We start from the raw sequence: 15,000 nt of genomic DNA, 5'->3' as shown, positions 1-15,000 counted from the left end.
AAAACGACGCTTAGCGGGGTTCCGGTGCGTCGAGTATGATGACGATGTCTTCGTCCACCGCGGCGTCTTCGTCCAGTTCCTCGGCGCGAAAAATCTCGCGGTTCATCACGAAGCTGCCGTGATAGCCGGAGAAGCGCCATTCGCCGGTGGCCTCGGTCCCGTCGTCGCTGATCCGGCCGGTATAGGCGACGCTGTGCGCGAGGGGGCCGGCGGGGTCGTATTGCTTGACGAATGACAGCGCGTCGGCGGCGCGGGTGCCGGAGACGAAGGCGCGGCGGATCTCTGACTCACCCGTGTCGTCGGGTTCGGTGATCGTGCCATCGACGGCACCGCCGACCTCCTCAAGATGCGCGATGAAGCTGTTTTCGGGGACGTCCCAGCCGGTCGCGAAATAGCGGCCATACCAGACGCCGGTGGTATCGCGCGGATCGTTCATGCGGCCTCCACCAGTGCAACCAGTTCGGGCAGGGTGAGCGGTTCGGCGCAGAGGAAACCCTGATAGAATTGGCAGCCCTCCTTGGCGAGCAGGTCGAGCTGTTCGTTGGTCTCCACCCCCTCCGCGATCACGGTGAGGCCGAGCGAGCGCGCCATGTCGATCACGCCGCGCACGACGATGCGGTCGCGCGCGCTGCCGGTGATGTCCTGGGTCAGCTTGCGGTCGACCTTGAGATAGTCGAGCGGGAGCGCCTTGAGGTACGCGAGGCTGGAATAGCCGGTGCCGAAATCGTCGATCGCGACTCGGCACCCGGCGGCGCGCAGGTCGCTGAGCAGGCGCGAGGCTTCGCCGAGGTCGTCGATCAGCCCGCCTTCGGTGATCTCCACCGTCAGGCGCGAGCGCGGAAAGCCGCTGCTGTCCACCCAGTCGAGGAACAGGTCGGCGAAACCTGAGCGCGCGACATCGGCGGCGGTGACGTTGACCGAAAGGCGCAGGTGGCGCAGCGCGGTCGGCCAGCGCGCAGCCTGAACCAGCGCGAGGCGCTGGACATGTTCGGACAAGGCAAGTTCGAGTTCGGCGCGGGCGGCGGCGGCGAACAGGGCTTCGGCCCCGACCTCGCCATGTTGGGGGTGACGCCAGCGGGCCAGCGCCTCTACCCCGACGATCGCGCCGGTGGACATCGCGACCTGGGGCTGGACGCGCAATTCGATCTCGCCCGCGTCCATTGCGCGGCGCAGATCGATGGCGAGCGCGTCGATCGGGACGGCGCGATTATCGTCATCCTCGCCCGCAAGCGCTTCACTGACGCGACGGAGCAGCGCGGCGGCATCGTCGCCAGGCCGCGAGGCAGCGGTTGCGACGCGCGCACCGACTGGGGCGATGGCGTCGCCGATGACGAAGGGGCGGGTCAGCGCTTCCTCGATCGCGGTTGCGGCAGCGGCGAGCGCGGTCGCGTCGGAATCGGTGGCGGCGATCAGGAACTCCGCTCCGCCCATCCGCGCCAGCACCGCGCGGCGACCAAGCGCGGCGCGCGCGGATTCTGGAGATACGGGTCGAGGCGGCGCGCAGCACGGCGTCGCCCGCGTCGCGGCCATAGGCAGTGTTGACCATGTCGAACCGGCCGAGCGTGACAAGGACGATACCAATCGACTGGCCATCGTTGAGCCGACGGGCAATCCAGCGGCGCATCCCGGCATCGTCGCGCACCCCGGTAAGGACGTCGCGGACGACTGCGCCGGCATCGACCTCTCCCAGCCGTTCGATCAGCGCATGGATGCGACCGGTGCGCGCGTCGCGCTGAAGATGCTCGACCACCCGGCCCGCGCCGGGCAGGTCGTGCGCGAAGGCGGTCGCCTGAATGCCGTCGCGCAGCCGCTGGAGCGCGCCGCGCATCGCCCCGCGATCGGCAGCCTCGACATGGCGCAGCACGGTACGCAGCGAAGGCGTGCCGGTCAGACCGAGCATCGAGGCGAGCGCGGGCGTGACCTGGAGCGAGCGCAGCGCGGGATCGTAGCGCCAGCCGAGCGGCTCGCCGGTCGTGCGCCTGTTGTCGGTGTCGCCGCCGACCCGCTTGGCGTGGCGCGCCGCGAAGCGTAGCGCCTGGACGAACTCGACCTCACGCATCGGGCTGGCGAGGAAATGGGTCGCCCCGGCGTCGTAGAATTCGCCGAGCCGCGCGGCGTCGCCGCGCGACACGAGCGCGAGCAGCGCGCAGCCGCTGGCCCCGGTAACCGCTGCGAGCGAGCGCACTGCGGCAAGCCCCTCATCCACCGATCCGCGCGCATCGACCACCGCGACCGTGGCACCGCTGGCAAGGAAGCGGCGGTCCGCCCTCCCCGCGCCGTGCCGCGACGACGCGCCAGCCGGCATGGGCGGCATGGGCGGCGAGCTCGTCGCGCTGGCGAAAGGACAGCAGGAACAGCGGTCGATCGCGCCCGGTCATGGGGGTGGCTGGAGCGGGCGCGGCGTCGGTCATCGCGGCCATTCCTAACGCAAGGGTTGTCCCGATGCTACGAACAGCTTAGCTCCATCGTCCATGGCGAGCGATCGGCCCCTGATGGACAAGCATGGCCGCGCGATCCGGTACCTCAGGGTATCGGTCACCGACCGGTGCGACCTGCGCTGTCGATACTGCATGGCCGAGGAAATGACATTCCTGCCGCGCACCGAATTGCTGGCGCTGGAGGAAATCGCGCTGATCGCCGAGCGTTTCGTCGCGCGCGGGGTGACCAAGATCCGCCTGACCGGAGGCGAGCCACTGGTGCGGCGCGATGCGCTGGACCTGGTCCGGCGGCTGGGGCGGAGCGTCGGCCACGGACTCGACGAGCTGACGCTGACCACCAACGGCACCCGGCTGACGACGCACGCGGCGGCGCTGGCCGATGCGGGGGTGCGGCGGATCAATGTCAGCCTCGACAGCCGCGACCCCGAGACCTTCCGCTTTGTCACCCGTCACGGCGATGTCACGCAGGTGCTGGACGGCATAGCGGCGGCGCGCGCGGCGGGGCTGAGCGTCAAGATCAACATGGTCGCGATGGCAGGACTCAACGAGGCGGAGATCTCCGACATGCTGGCATGGACCAGCGCGCAGGGCATGGATTTGACGCTGATCGAGACGATGCCGCTGGGCGCGATCGACGAGGATCGCGCGGACCGCTTCGTGCCGCTGACGCGGGTGTTCGATCATTTGTCTGCACAATTCGATCTGGTTCGCGACGATCATCGAAGCGGCGGGCCGGCGCGCTACTGGCGGGTCGGCGACAGCGGTGCGCGGCTGGGCCTGATCTCGCCGCTCACGGGCAATTTCTGCGACAGCTGCAACCGGGTGCGGCTGACCACGGAGGGCAAGCTGTTCACCTGTCTGGGCCATGACGACCAGGTCGACCTGAAGGCCGCGATCCGCAGCGGCGGACTGGCAGCGGTCGACGACGCGATCGACGCGGCGCTGGCGGCGAAGCCAGCACGGCACAGCTTCGACGTCGCACCGGGCGCAGCCCCGGCGGTGGCGCGGCATATGAGCGTGACCGGCGGATGAGCGAATTGCGCCGGGCGCTTGCCGCCTCCCCGACCACGCCCGCCGAGACCGCGGCTGCCGAACTGCTCGCCGGGCGCGACTGGGTCGAGGTCGAGGATGCCGACATGGTTGTCGCGCTGGGCGGGGACGGCTTCATGCTCCAGACGCTGCACGCGATGCTGGAGCGGCGGCGGATCGTGCCGGTGTTCGGGATGAACCTGGGCACCATCGGGTTCCTGATGAACGACTGGCGACCCGACGGACTGGAGGAGCGGCTGGCGCGTGCGCGGCCGTTCAAGGTCAGCCCGCTGGTGATGACCGCGACCACGATGGAGGGGGAGACGCACGTCATCCCCGCGATCAACGAAGTGTCGCTGCTGCGCGAGACGCGCCAGACCGCCAAGCTGGAGGTGCGGGTCAACGACCGCGTCGTGCTGCCCGAACTGGTGTGCGACGGCATTCTGGTCGCGACGCCGGCGGGGTCGACCGCCTATAATCTGTCGGCGCATGGCCCGATCCTGCCGCTCGGCTCGCGGCTGCTGGCGCTGACCCCGATCAGCCCGTTCCGCCCGCGCCGCTGGCGCGGGGCGATCCTGCCCGAAAAGACGCGGATTTCGCTGCGCGTGCTCGACCCCGGCAAGCGCCCGGTGAGCGCGGTGGCGGACCAGCGCGAGGTGCGCGACGTGGCGCAGGTCGATATCGCGATCGACCGCAATCGCGACCTGACATTGCTGTTCGATCCCGAACACGCGCTGGATGAACGGATCACGATGGAGCAGTTTATTGCGTGATTCGGTGATCCTCCCCCGCCAGGGGGAGGTGGCGCCGAAGGCGACGGAGGGGGAGGACGGCTGTGTCCTCTCAGCTTGGGCGCGCACCCTTCCTCCCCCTCCGCCACGCCATGCGTGCCACCTCCCCCTGGCGGGGGAGGATTGTTGTTGAAAATCCCCCTTTCCCCGCTTGCATTGCTCCGCACCCCTTCGTATAGGCGCGCCCTCGCTGGTGTTCCCTGATAGCTCAGCGGTAGAGCTCTCGACTGTTAATCGAGCGGCCGTTGGTTCGAATCCAACTCAGGGAGCCAGCGACATTTCCCCAGAGCGACGGCACAACACCACCCGCCCCCTTGCGCGGCGCGGGTTTCTGTCGTTTCGTTCAGCGCAGGGACATTTGGCCTGTGCTGTTCGTTACAATCGCAGCATCGGCACGATTCGCCGCAAAACGAAATGCTTAGGAGGAAGATGATGTCCACCACCCCCGCCCGCCGCTCGCGCATCGCGGCGGTGGCCCTTGCGCTTGCCAGTGCAAGCGTGCTCGCATCCTGCGCAACCCCCACGCCCTACCAGCCCGCGACCGGCAGCGGGACCTATCGCACCGGTTACTGGGACGAGCAGATCGAATCCGATCGCTTCCGCATCACCTTTGCCGGCAACAGCATGACGTCGCGCGAGACCGTCGAGCGTTACCTGCTCTATCGTGCAGCGCAGCTCACCGTAGAGCGCGGCGGCGACCATTTCGTGCTGGCCGACCGCGATACCGAGAAGAGAACCCGCACCTATGCGACCACCAGACCGTTCAGCAGCGGGCCGTGGGGCGGATGGGGTCCGTCGTGGCGCTATTATGGCCCGCGCTGGGGCTGGCGCAGCTGGAGCCCGTGGGGCGGCGATCCCTTCTGGGACCGCGACGTCGATATCCGCACCGTCGAACGCTATGAGGCCAGCGCCGAGATCGTGATCGGCAAGGGCCGCAAGCCCGACAATGTCCGCGCATTCAATGCGCGTGAGGTGCTGGAGAATCTGGGCACGTCGATCGCCCCGCCGCGCCCGCGGTAAGCCCTGTGCTTCCTGCGCAGGCAGGAGCACCGGATAGAGAAAGGGCCGCCCGATCGTGTCGGGCGGCCCTTCTTCATTTCAGCGATCGGCGAGGATCACACCACCGCGCCGTGGCATTGCTTGTACTTGCGGCCCGAGCCGCACGGGCACGGAGAGTTGCGGTTGACGCGACCTTCCCATGACGCGGGGTCGTCGCCCAGCGCCTCGCCGGTCGGGCGCGGGATCTGCATCGCGGGCAACTCGTTCGAGATCAGCCCGGCTGCGCCAGCATCCCAGTCGGCGCTGTTGTCGAGCCCGGTCAGCGGATCGATATGCGTGGTCAGGAAATCGGGCAGTTCGGGAAGCGCGGGCGGAGCCTGGAACTGGAATTCGGCCCAGGCGAGCGTGCGGGTCACATCCTCGCGGATTGCGACCAGCATCCGCTCGAACATCGCGAACGCTTCCTGCTTATATTCGTTGATCGGCGTCTTTTGCGCATAGGCGCGCAGGTGGACGACCTGACGCAGCGCGTCGAGCATCGCGAGATGCTCCTTCCAGTGATGGTCGAGATTCTGGAGCAGGATCGACTTTTCGATCGAGGTCCAGGTCTCGGGGTCGAGCTCGTCCGACTTGGCGGTGACGCGCGCGCTGGCGAGGTCGCGGATGCGGTTTTCGACGTCCTCGGGCTCGATGCCGTCCTGCGCCGCGATCCATTCCTCGATCGGTGCCTCGACGCCCAGCATCTCCTGCACGCGCGCCTTCAACCCCTCGATATCCCATTGCTCGGGATAGGTTTCGGGCGGGCACGCCGCGCCGACGAGATCGTTGACCGTCTCGGCCCGCATATCCTCCACCACGTCGCCGACGGTGTCGGCGTCCATGATGTCGGCGCGCTGTTCGTAGATCACCTTGCGCTGATCGTTCATCACGTCGTCATATTCGACGACCTGCTTGCGGATGTCGTAGTTGCGCGCCTCGACCTTCTTCTGCGCGGTCTCGATCGCCTTGGTCAGCCACTTGCTGCCGATCGCCTCGCCATCGGCGATGTTGTTGCGCATCATCTTCGCGAACAACGTGTCCGGGCCGAAGATGCGCAGCAGGTCGTCGTCGAGGCTGAGGTAGAAGCGCGACAGGCCGGGGTCGCCCTGACGGCCCGAACGGCCGCGTAGCTGGTTGTCGATGCGGCGGCTTTCATGGCGTTCCGTGCCGAGCACGAACAGGCCGCCGGCGTCGAGCACGCGCTGCTTCTCGGCCGCAATCTCGGCCTTGATCTGCTCGACAGCCGCATCGCGCTCCGGCCCTTCCGGCATGTCTGCCAGTTCGGCCTCGACGCGGAATTCAAGGTTGCCGCCGAGCTGGATGTCGGTGCCGCGGCCCGCCATGTTGGTGGCGATGGTCACCGCGCCCAGACGGCCGGCCTGCGCCACGATATGCGCTTCCTGCTCATGGAAGCGGGCGTTGAGGACCGAGTGGTCGACGCCTTCCTTGGTGAGATATTCGCTGAGCAGTTCGGACTTTTCGATCGACACGGTACCGACCAGCACCGGCTGGCCCTTTGCCGCATGTTCGCGGATGGTGCGGGCGATGGCGATGAACTTGTCCTGCATCGTCTTGTAGAACTCGTCGTCCTGATCGATGCGCTTGACCGGAACGTTGGTCGGGATCGACACGACGTTCATCTTGTAGATGTCGAAGAATTCGGGCGCTTCGGTCGCGGCGGTGCCGGTCATGCCCGACAGCTTCGGATACATGCGGAAATAATTCTGGAAGGTGATGCTGGCGAGCGTCTGGTTTTCGGGCTCGATCGTCACACCTTCCTTGGCCTCGACCGCCTGGTGCAGGCCGTCGGACCAGCGGCGACCGTCCATCATGCGGCCGGTGAACTCGTCGATGATGACGACCTTGCCGTCCTTGACGATGTAGTCGATGTCGCGCTTGTACATCGTGTTGGCGCGCAGCGCCTGGTTGAGGTGGTGGACCACCTGGGTATTCTCGAAGTCGTAAAGGTTGCTGCCCTTGAGCAGCCCGGCGGCCTCGAGCGCGCGTTCGGCAGTCTCGATCCCCTCTTCGGTCAGGACGACGCTCTTCTGCTTTTCGTCCTTCTCGTACAGCGCGGGGTCGAACTGCTTCACCACGGCGTCGACGCCGATATAGAGCTCGCTCTTGTCGTCGGTCGGGCCGGAGATGATCAGCGGGGTGCGGGCTTCGTCGATCAGCACCGAGTCGACCTCGTCGACGATCGCCATCGCGAAGGGGCGCTGGACCATCGACGCGCGGTCGTACTTCATGTTGTCGCGCAGATAGTCGAAACCGAATTCGTTGTTGGTGCCGTAGGTGATGTCGGCTGCATAGGCCTCGCGCCGCTGATGATCGGCGAGGTTGGGGACGATCACGCCGACGGTCAGGCCGAGGAAGCGGTAGATCTGCCCCATCCATTCCGCGTCGCGGCGGGCGAGATAGTCGTTGACGGTGATGACGTGGACGCCATTGCCGGGCAGCGCGTTGAGATAGGTGGCGAGCGTCGCCACCAGCGTCTTGCCCTCACCGGTCCGCATTTCGGCGATCTCGCCGCGGTGGAGGACGATGCCGCCGATCATCTGCACGTCGAAGTGACGCATGCCCAGCACGCGGACGCCGGCTTCACGCACCGTCGCGAACGCCTCGGGCAGGATCGAGTCGAGCTTTTCGCCATTGGCGAGGCGTTCGCGGAACTTGACGGTCTGCGCCGACAATTCGTCGTCGGACATCGCCTTGAGCGCGGGCTCGAAGCTCGCGATCTTGGCGAGGATGGGGTTGAGCGAACGAACATACCGGTCGTTGGACGAACCGAACAGGGACTTGGCCAAGCCGCCGAACATGATGTTTTCCAGTCGTATGAAATTGCAGGGTGTGCGCCCGCGTCGCGAGCGCTAACGATTCTGAATGCGAAATGGATGCCGGCCGCGTGCGACGCGACGGCGGACGCGGCTATTCGAGCCGGCGTTCGCTGGTCAGGCGGGCGGGCGCACCGGCCGGGGCATCATGGATCGCGAATGTCGCGGCAATCGGCGCTTCGCGGACGGCAAGAGGGCGCGTGGCGACCGCCGCCGCGACGCTCGACACCGCTTCGACAGCGGTTTCGGCGGTGCGGGAAATTTCGGTGTCGCTTCGCTGCTGGAACCCGCGCACGTCGCGATCACCGGCGATGACGCCGGTGAGGCTTGCGAGAAGCGCGGAAAGGAACAGCAGCAATTGCACGCGAAAACCCGTTAAACGGCCCCTTGTTGCCCGCCGCTGAACGGCGGACCGTGTGGACATAGGGGCTGGGCGCGGATCGTCCAAGCCCTAAAGCGTCGCGACGTCCCGGCTCCGCACTACCTCACACCCAACCCGCGCGTCCGGATACACGTCGAGTTTCGTCGAACGGACGCGGACTTCGGCGATGCGGGGATCGGCGGACAATGCGAGCGCGGCGACAGCGTCGCAAAGGGTTTCCTGCAGCTCGATATGGCCTTTCGCCGCCAGCGCGTGGATGCCGGTGCGGAGATAGTCGTAATCTACCACCGCCGCGATCTCGTCCGCTGGCGGGGCATCGTAGACGCAGCGCATCGCGACGTTGAGTTCGACGCGCTGCGGCGCGGCGCGCTCATGGTCGTGGATGCCGAGGGCGAGCTCGACCACCAGGCGATCGAGATGGATGGTGTATTCAGCCATGGGGGCGGGCTCGCCCGGTGAACATCACGTCGCCGTCGCGCTTCACGAGGCGCTGGCCGCAATCGACGAAGATATTCTGGCCGGTGATGCCGCGCGCGGTGAGCAGATACGCGACGGTGGCGGCGATCTCTTCCACCTCGACCTGACGCTGGAGGAGGTTCGCGGTGGCGACCGCGGCGAACTCCTCCGCGCTCTGGTCGAGGCTGGGCAGGGTCAGGCCGGGCGAGACGGCATTGACGCGGATGCGCGGGGCGAGCTGCATCGCGAGCAGGGTCGTCACCTCGGCCAGCGCCGCCTTGCTCAGCGTATAGGTCAGGAAATCGGGATTGGGGTTGGCGAGCTTCTGGTCGAGCAGATTGACGATCGCCCCCTCCCCCAGCCCGATCTGTGCCGCCAGCGCCGAGGCGAGCAGCAGCGGCGCGCCGAGATTGACATGCATGTGACGGTCGAGCCCGCTGTAATCGGCGAGCGGTATCGCGTCCCAGGCGAAGCGCGAGGCATTGTTGACCAGCCCCTCGACCGGCCCGCCCAGCGCCGTAGCGGCGGCGGTGATCAGGCCGCGCGTCTCGGCCGGGTCCGCAAGGTCGGCGGTCACCAGAGCGACGCCGAGTTCGGCGGCGAGCGCATCCGCCTCGTCATGCGAATCGTGATGATGCACCGCGACTGCGTGGCCATCGGCGACGAGGCGGCGGACGATCGCCGCCCCGATCCGCCGCGCGCCGCCGGTGACGAGGACACGCATCAATAGCCCATCAACTTGAGCACCTCGGTCCGGCTGCGCTCATCGTCGCGGAACACGCCCATCATCCGGCTGGTGACCATGCCGACGCCGGGGGTGCGCACCCCGCGCGCGGTCATGCAGGCGTGGCTCGCGTCGATCACCACCGCGACGCCGCGCGGCTTCAGATGCTCCCAGATGCAGTCGGCGACCTCGGCGGTCAGGCGTTCCTGCACCTGCAGGCGGCGGGCATAGGCGTGGAGGACGCGGGCGAGTTTCGAGATGCCGACGACATGGTCCTGCGGCAGATAGGCGATCGACGCCTTCCCGATGATCGGTGCCATGTGATGTTCGCAATGCGACTGGAACGGGATGTCCTTGAGCAGGACGATCTCGTCATACCCCCCGACCTCTTCGAACACCCGGCTGAGATGATAGGCAGGATCCTCGCCATAGCCCTGGCAATATTCGCGCCACGCCCGCGCGACGCGTTTGGGCGTGTCGAGCAATCCTTCGCGACTCGGGTCGTCGCCGGCCCAGCGCAGCAGCGTGCGGACCGCTTCGGCGACCTCATCGGGCACCGGAATCTTGGCGGCGGGGGCGGCGAGGTCGCCGTCAGCGGGTTCTTCGTCGTGATGGCAACTCATATCGGTCGGTGCCCTATCCTATCGCCTGACGCTACGGCAAGCGCAGCTCCTGTGTTGCCCCGACGCAACAAACGGTGTCGGAACGGGAAATAGCAAGCATTTCCGCCACTTTCCTAGCGTGATTTGACGTTGACGTAAGGATTCGAGCAACGGTAGCGTGTGTCCCAACGACAACAAGAAGACCGGTCCCCGATGGGAGGTCCGGCGCACCCAGAGAGGAGAAGCCCATGCGAACGCTCCAGCTGTTTTCCGCATCCGCCCTCGCGCTGATCGCGGCCACCCCGGCCATCGCGCAGGACGCCCCTGCCGCTGCCACGCAGGAAGAAGAGGCATCCGGCAACGAGGTCGTGATTACCGCGACCCGCCGTAACGAAACCGTGCAGGACGTGCCGATCGCGGTGACCGCAGTCCCTGCGGCGCTGCTGGAAAATGCAGGCGTCGAGGATATTCGCGGGCTCGAGCAGCTCGCGCCGTCGCTGCAAAGCTCGACCGGCCAGTCGTCGGCGACCGGCACCACCCTCTATATTCGCGGAATCACCACCGCAGGCGACAACCCGGGCTTCGAGCCGGCAGTCGGCGTGTTCATCGACGGCGTGTTCCGCGCGCGTGCCGGTGTCGCCATTTCCGAGCTGCCCGAGCTTGAGCGCGTCGAAGTGCTGCGCGGCCCGCAGGGCACGCTGTTCGGTCGCAACACCTCGGCCGGCGCGCTGTCGATCTTCACCGCCCAGCCGGCGTTCGATCTGGGCGGTTATATCACGGGCAGCTATGGCAATTACGACGCGATCGAGATCAAGGGCGCGATCACCGGCCCGGTCAGCGAACAGCTCGCGCTGCGTTTCGACGGCGGCTATCGCAAGCGCGACGGCTATATCGACGACGTCAACAGCGACCGCATGTTCAACGACGTCAACCGCTGGTACGCGCGCGGCCAGGCGCTGTACGACACCGCGTCCTTCTCGCTGCGTGTAATCGCGGACTATTACGAGACCGACGAGCAGTGCTGCGGCGCGGTCAGCGCGGTGCGCGGTCCGTTCGCGCCGCTGATCGAGGGGATTGCCGGGGCGCAGGGCCGTGACGGCCTGTACACCGGCCACCCGTCGGAGCGCCGCATGGCGGCGTCGCCCAACCGCGACTTTTCCGAAAAGGTCCGCGACTGGGGTATTTCGGCCGAAGCCAATGCCGAACTGGGCGACATCAAGCTCACCTCGATCACCGCATATCGCAACTGGCGCGCGCTGCGTAACCAGGATGTCGACTTTTCGGGCATCGACCGCGCCTATCGCGACGGCTATCGCAACGAGCTGGTCGACTTCACCCAGGAACTGCGTTTCCAGGGTTCGGCGTTCGACGGCGCGCTCGACTGGCTGGTCGGCGGCTTCTACTTGAACGAGAGCAACAAGGTCCACGACACGGTCCGCATCGGCAATGATGGCAACCGCTATGTCGACTCGATCTTCAACGCGCTGGCCGGCCCGTCCTTCGGGGGTTCGGTCCAGTTCTATGGATCGCTGGGCGCTGCTCCGACCCCGGGCGCGGTGTTCCTGAACCCGGCGGTTCCCAACGCGCTCGCCGCCTATCAGGCGGTCTATGGCGCGGCTCTGGCGCCGATCGTCGGCTGCTTCCGCACCGCCGTCGGTGCTGCGCCGTCGGGCGTCGTCCCGGTCGCGACCTGCAACGCGCTCGGCTATTCGCCGACCCCGGTCGCGGGCCTTGCCGCCCTCGCCGCCAGCCCGCTGCCCGGCGCGACCGCCGGCCAGGGAAACACCAACGACTATCGCGTCGACACCAACGCCTTCGCACTGTTCACGCACAACATCATCAACATCAGCGACCGCCTGTCGCTGACGCTGGGTGCGCGCTGGAACTATGAAAAGAAGGAGCTGAGCGCGACGATCAACAACAACACCGGCAGCTGCACCTTCTTCAACCAGGTGCGTGCGGGCAACACGGCGGCGGTTCAGTACGCCAATCTGCTGCGCCAGCTCGGCCTGTTCAACAACCTGTTCCTGCTGAGCTGCAACCCGGCGATCAACACCGAGTTCAACGGCAGCTACGCCCATGAACGGGACGAGAGCAAGATCACCGGCACCGCGAAGCTGGCGTTCAAGGTCAGCGACGACGTGCTGCTCTATGGCGGCTATGATCGCGGCTACAAGTCCGGCGGCTATAATATGGACCAGGCGACGTTCGACAGCGTGTTGCTGGGCGGCAACGGCGCACAGGGCAGCGACCTGGCGTTCGGGTCGGAATCGGTCGACGCCTATGAAATCGGCCTGAAGACCCAGTGGGGCCGCGCCTTCACCTTCAACATCGCCGCCTTCTACCAGAAGTTCAGCGACCTCCAGTCGCTCGTGTTCAGCGGCAACAACTTCGTCGTGCAGAATGTCGACAGCACGACCAGCAAGGGTGTGGAACTGGAGTCGATCATCCAGCCTGTGCGCGACTTCACCGTCCGCCTGGGTTACAGCTGGATCGACGCGAAATATGATGCCGACAACAACTTCACCGGCACGCCGCTGCAGGGTCAGGAAGGGCGTCAGCTCAACAACCAGCCCGAGCATACGGTGACGATCGCGACGACCTGGATGCCGCGCATCAGCTCGAACATCCGTGGCCTGGTCCATTTCGACATGCGCTACAACAGCGAGGTCAACATCCCGTCGAGCAACCCGAACCCGGCCACCGGTCGGACCGCGCTCTACAATCCGGGATACCCGCTGATCGGCGCGCGCGTCGGCATCCAGACCGAGGACGGCAAGAAGAGCCTGGAGTTCTTCGTCGAGAACCTGACCAACCAATATTACCACATCACCGGGTTCGCGGTGCCGGAGCAGACCGGCAACTTTGCCGCCTATCCGGGCCTGCCGCGCTTTTTTCGGCATCAAGGCGAAGGTCGGCTTCTGACCACCGCCTAGCCTGGGCCAGTTGGCCCTGTCGCGAAAATCGGGGCGCATTCGGGGAACCGGACGCGCCCCTTTTTCGTGGGTCGGCACCCCGCCCGCCCCAGCGCTATGCGGACCAATTGCCCCTCCACAGCGGTCGAGAGGCAAGTTCTCCACAAACAAACCGCGCAAACCCCCTTGGAAGAGCATCAAATACGTGCATCGTGGAGAGAACCGGATTACATCCGGCCCAGCGACAACGGTGGCGAGGCATCGCCCAAGCCGCCGGCGCTGACCAAGATCACGGTCCGGTATCGTTGCCGGCCCGCAGAGGAGAAGAATAGAATGGCCGAAAAGAAGGCATCTGGCGGCGCCCGTGGCGGCATCGCAAAGCCCGTCACTCCCTCGCCCGAGCTCGCCGCGATCGTCGGCGCCGGCCCGCTGCCGCGCAGCGAGATCGTCAGCAAGATGTGGGTCCACATCAAGGCGAACAACCTCCAGAACCCCGCCAACAAGCGCGAGATCCTGGCCGACGACAAGCTCAAGCCGATCTTTGGCGGCGACAAGGCGACGATGTTCGAGCTGAACAAGCACATCGCCAAGCACGTCAAGTAAGTTCGCCGGCCGGAGCAATCCGGACTGCGCAGCGAAAGCCTCCGAAGCCTCTGGTTTCGGAGGCTTTTTCGCGCCATGATGGCGGGCCGCATCGGCGGGCAAATGGGGAAGCGCGTGGAGGGTCGCGAGAGCCGGTTTCTGGAACGTCTTCCGCTGGCCCGCGCGCGCCGCTGGCAGGGCTATCTGGCGGCGTTGGTGCTTTCGCTGCTCGGCCTTGCAACCCGTTGGTGGCTCAGCGACGCCTTCCCTCCCGGATTCCCGTTCATCACATTCTTTCCGGCGGTGATCCTTGCCGCCTTTCTGTTCGGCCGGGGGCCGGGCATTTTTGCCGCGTTGCTCTGCGGAGCGCTCGCCTGGCAATTCCTGGTCACGCCCGGGGTGACCTTTGCGCTCGGCAGAGGGGGGCTCCTCGCGCTCGGATTCTATGCGGTGGTCGTCGCGGTCATCATCCTGGTCATCGATTCGATGCAGCGCGGGAGTGCGCGGCTGCGCCGCGAGCGCGAGCGGAGCGAGATACTGGCCCAGCGCAGCCAGTTGCTGTTCAGCGAACTCCAGCACCGGGTATCCAACAACCTGCTGATGATCGGCGCGGTGCTGTCGTTGCAGCAGCGCAGCATTGCCGATCGCGCGGCGCGACAGGCATTGGGCGATGCAGCGGCGAAGCTCCAGACGATCGGCCGCATCCAGCGTCAGCTTTACTCGCATGACGGTGACCCGCAGGCGCTCGACCGGGTTCTGCCCGATCTGATCCGGGACCTGATCTCTACGGCCGGCAAGCCGGGGATCACCATGTCCGTCGACATGCGACCGGGAATCAGGTTGCCGTCGGACGCGATCATTCCCGTGGCGCTGATTGTTGCCGAGGCGGTCTCCAACGCGATCGAACATGGCTTTGCCGACCGCGAGTCCGGCTTGATCGCGTTGCGCATGCTCGACGATGGCGCGTGGATCACGCTCACAATAGCCGACGATGGTGCAGGTCCGCCCGACGGGTTCGCGGTCGCGACCGTCACCAGCCTGGGCTTGCGGATCGCGCGCACGCTCGCCGAACAACTCGGCGGCAGTTTCGATCTGGCAGCGCGGGCAGGCGGCGGCACCGTCGCGACGCTGCGCTTTCCGCCGATGCACGACTGACATCGGAATCGGCGGTCCGAAGGCGAATCGAGGCATATCTGCGTGCGGCCTCAG

At 66.5% G+C, this 15,000-nt stretch carries 15 protein-coding genes and 1 tRNA gene; 7 read left to right on the top strand and 9 right to left on the bottom strand.

Annotated elements, in window-relative coordinates; translation table 11 throughout:
• Positions 1 to 10 precede the first annotated feature (10 nt).
• The 4 genes from LRS08_RS15275 to LRS08_RS20125 form a co-directional block, all read right to left on the bottom strand.
• Entirely contained in the window at positions 11 to 436 is a 426-nt protein-coding gene (locus tag LRS08_RS15275; protein WP_257842870.1) for a hypothetical protein, read from the bottom strand.
• Positions 433 to 1,116 carry an EAL domain-containing protein gene (locus tag LRS08_RS20135; RefSeq protein ID WP_312026689.1) on the bottom strand — a complete coding sequence of 228 codons (684 nt, stop codon included), beginning with the start codon at positions 1,114 to 1,116 and terminating at the stop codon, positions 433 to 435. The genes LRS08_RS15275 and LRS08_RS20135 overlap by 4 nt, the downstream gene beginning before the upstream one ends.
• A gap of 118 nt (positions 1,117 to 1,234) precedes the next feature.
• Positions 1,235 to 2,227: a diguanylate cyclase domain-containing protein gene (locus tag LRS08_RS20130; protein ID WP_312026628.1), complete on the bottom strand. Its 993-nt coding sequence runs from the start codon at positions 2,225 to 2,227 to the stop codon at positions 1,235 to 1,237.
• Positions 2,199 to 2,411 (bottom strand): hypothetical protein, encoded by a 213-nt coding sequence (locus LRS08_RS20125; protein WP_312026627.1) that lies wholly within the window; start codon positions 2,409 to 2,411, stop codon positions 2,199 to 2,201. The genes LRS08_RS20130 and LRS08_RS20125 overlap by 29 nt, the downstream gene beginning before the upstream one ends.
• 60 nt (positions 2,412 to 2,471) lie before the next feature.
• On the opposite strand from LRS08_RS20125, the gene moaA reads away from it, so the two are divergent.
• From moaA to LRS08_RS15250, 4 genes are all read left to right on the top strand, one after another.
• Positions 2,472 to 3,470 (top strand): GTP 3',8-cyclase MoaA, encoded by a 999-nt coding sequence (gene moaA / locus LRS08_RS15265; RefSeq protein WP_257842873.1) that lies wholly within the window; start codon positions 2,472 to 2,474, stop codon positions 3,468 to 3,470.
• Complete coding sequence (locus tag LRS08_RS15260) at positions 3,467 to 4,240, top strand: NAD kinase (protein WP_257842874.1); 774 nt, start codon at positions 3,467 to 3,469, stop codon at positions 4,238 to 4,240. Before moaA ends, LRS08_RS15260 begins: the two co-directional genes overlap by 4 nt.
• Positions 4,241 to 4,455: 215 nt before the next feature.
• Positions 4,456 to 4,530 (top strand) — tRNA-Asn (locus LRS08_RS15255).
• Between the two features lie 157 nt (positions 4,531 to 4,687).
• A complete protein-coding gene (locus LRS08_RS15250) occupies positions 4,688 to 5,278 on the top strand; it encodes a CC0125/CC1285 family lipoprotein (protein WP_257842875.1) in 591 nt (196 codons plus the stop codon).
• Positions 5,279 to 5,373: 95 nt separating this feature from the next.
• Here the strand turns inward: LRS08_RS15250 and secA are convergent, their stop codons facing one another.
• The 5 genes from secA to folE all read right to left on the bottom strand — a co-directional run bounded on the left by secA (position 5,374) and on the right by folE (position 10,315).
• A complete protein-coding gene (gene secA, locus LRS08_RS15245; protein WP_257842876.1) occupies positions 5,374 to 8,115 on the bottom strand; it encodes a preprotein translocase subunit SecA in 2,742 nt (913 codons plus the stop codon).
• Positions 8,116 to 8,224: 109 nt separating this feature from the next.
• The gene (locus LRS08_RS15240) at positions 8,225 to 8,578 is read right to left on the bottom strand and encodes a hypothetical protein (protein WP_260480904.1); all 354 of its coding nucleotides are present in this window, start codon (positions 8,576 to 8,578) and stop codon (positions 8,225 to 8,227) included.
• A gap of 3 nt (positions 8,579 to 8,581) precedes the next feature.
• A complete protein-coding gene (locus LRS08_RS15235; RefSeq protein ID WP_257842878.1) occupies positions 8,582 to 8,950 on the bottom strand; it encodes a dihydroneopterin aldolase in 369 nt (122 codons plus the stop codon).
• Positions 8,943 to 9,692, bottom strand: coding sequence for an SDR family oxidoreductase (locus LRS08_RS15230; protein WP_260480903.1), 750 nt, complete (start codon positions 9,690 to 9,692; stop codon positions 8,943 to 8,945). The genes LRS08_RS15235 and LRS08_RS15230 overlap by 8 nt, the downstream gene beginning before the upstream one ends.
• A complete protein-coding gene (gene folE, locus LRS08_RS15225) occupies positions 9,692 to 10,315 on the bottom strand; it encodes a GTP cyclohydrolase I FolE (RefSeq protein ID WP_257842880.1) in 624 nt (207 codons plus the stop codon). The genes LRS08_RS15230 and folE overlap by 1 nt, the downstream gene beginning before the upstream one ends.
• Before the next feature lie 227 nt (positions 10,316 to 10,542).
• Between folE and LRS08_RS15220 the strand changes: the two genes are divergently transcribed.
• The 3 genes from LRS08_RS15220 to LRS08_RS15210 all read left to right on the top strand — a co-directional run bounded on the left by LRS08_RS15220 (position 10,543) and on the right by LRS08_RS15210 (position 14,946).
• Positions 10,543 to 13,230, top strand: coding sequence for a TonB-dependent receptor (locus tag LRS08_RS15220; protein WP_260480902.1), 2,688 nt, complete (start codon positions 10,543 to 10,545; stop codon positions 13,228 to 13,230).
• A gap of 312 nt (positions 13,231 to 13,542) precedes the next feature.
• Complete coding sequence (locus tag LRS08_RS15215) at positions 13,543 to 13,812, top strand: SWIB/MDM2 domain-containing protein (RefSeq protein WP_257842882.1); 270 nt, start codon at positions 13,543 to 13,545, stop codon at positions 13,810 to 13,812.
• 102 nt (positions 13,813 to 13,914) lie between these two features.
• On the top strand, positions 13,915 to 14,946 hold the full coding sequence (locus tag LRS08_RS15210) for a sensor histidine kinase (protein ID WP_257842883.1): 1,032 nt from the start codon (positions 13,915 to 13,917) through the stop codon (positions 14,944 to 14,946).
• Positions 14,947 to 15,000 lie beyond the last annotated feature (54 nt).

The organism is Sphingomonas sp. J315, from assembly GCF_024666595.1.
In the GTDB taxonomy this organism is placed as follows: Bacteria; Pseudomonadota; Alphaproteobacteria; order Sphingomonadales; family Sphingomonadaceae; genus Sphingomonas.
Note: the sequence above shows the minus strand (reverse complement) of the source record. Positions and strands in the feature narration are given on the sequence as shown.

Coding starts and splice junctions, on each gene's coding strand:
- LRS08_RS15275 (WP_257842870.1), bottom strand. CDS start 436: ATGAACGATCCGCGCGATACCACCGGCGTCTGGTATGGCCGCTATTTC.
- LRS08_RS20135 (WP_312026689.1), bottom strand. CDS start 1,116: ATGTCCACCGGCGCGATCGTCGGGGTAGAGGCGCTGGCCCGCTGGCGT.
- LRS08_RS20125 (WP_312026627.1), bottom strand. CDS start 2,411: ATGACCGACGCCGCGCCCGCTCCAGCCACCCCCATGACCGGGCGCGAT.
- moaA (WP_257842873.1), top strand. CDS start 2,472: ATGGCGAGCGATCGGCCCCTGATGGACAAGCATGGCCGCGCGATCCGG.
- LRS08_RS15260 (WP_257842874.1), top strand. CDS start 3,467: ATGAGCGAATTGCGCCGGGCGCTTGCCGCCTCCCCGACCACGCCCGCC.
- LRS08_RS15250 (WP_257842875.1), top strand. CDS start 4,688: ATGATGTCCACCACCCCCGCCCGCCGCTCGCGCATCGCGGCGGTGGCC.
- secA (WP_257842876.1), bottom strand. CDS start 8,115: ATGTTCGGCGGCTTGGCCAAGTCCCTGTTCGGTTCGTCCAACGACCGG.
- LRS08_RS15235 (WP_257842878.1), bottom strand. CDS start 8,950: ATGGCTGAATACACCATCCATCTCGATCGCCTGGTGGTCGAGCTCGCC.
- LRS08_RS15230 (WP_260480903.1), bottom strand. CDS start 9,692: ATGCGTGTCCTCGTCACCGGCGGCGCGCGGCGGATCGGGGCGGCGATC.
- folE (WP_257842880.1), bottom strand. CDS start 10,315: ATGAGTTGCCATCACGACGAAGAACCCGCTGACGGCGACCTCGCCGCC.
- LRS08_RS15220 (WP_260480902.1), top strand. CDS start 10,543: ATGCGAACGCTCCAGCTGTTTTCCGCATCCGCCCTCGCGCTGATCGCG.
- LRS08_RS15215 (WP_257842882.1), top strand. CDS start 13,543: ATGGCCGAAAAGAAGGCATCTGGCGGCGCCCGTGGCGGCATCGCAAAG.
- LRS08_RS15210 (WP_257842883.1), top strand. CDS start 13,915: ATGGGGAAGCGCGTGGAGGGTCGCGAGAGCCGGTTTCTGGAACGTCTT.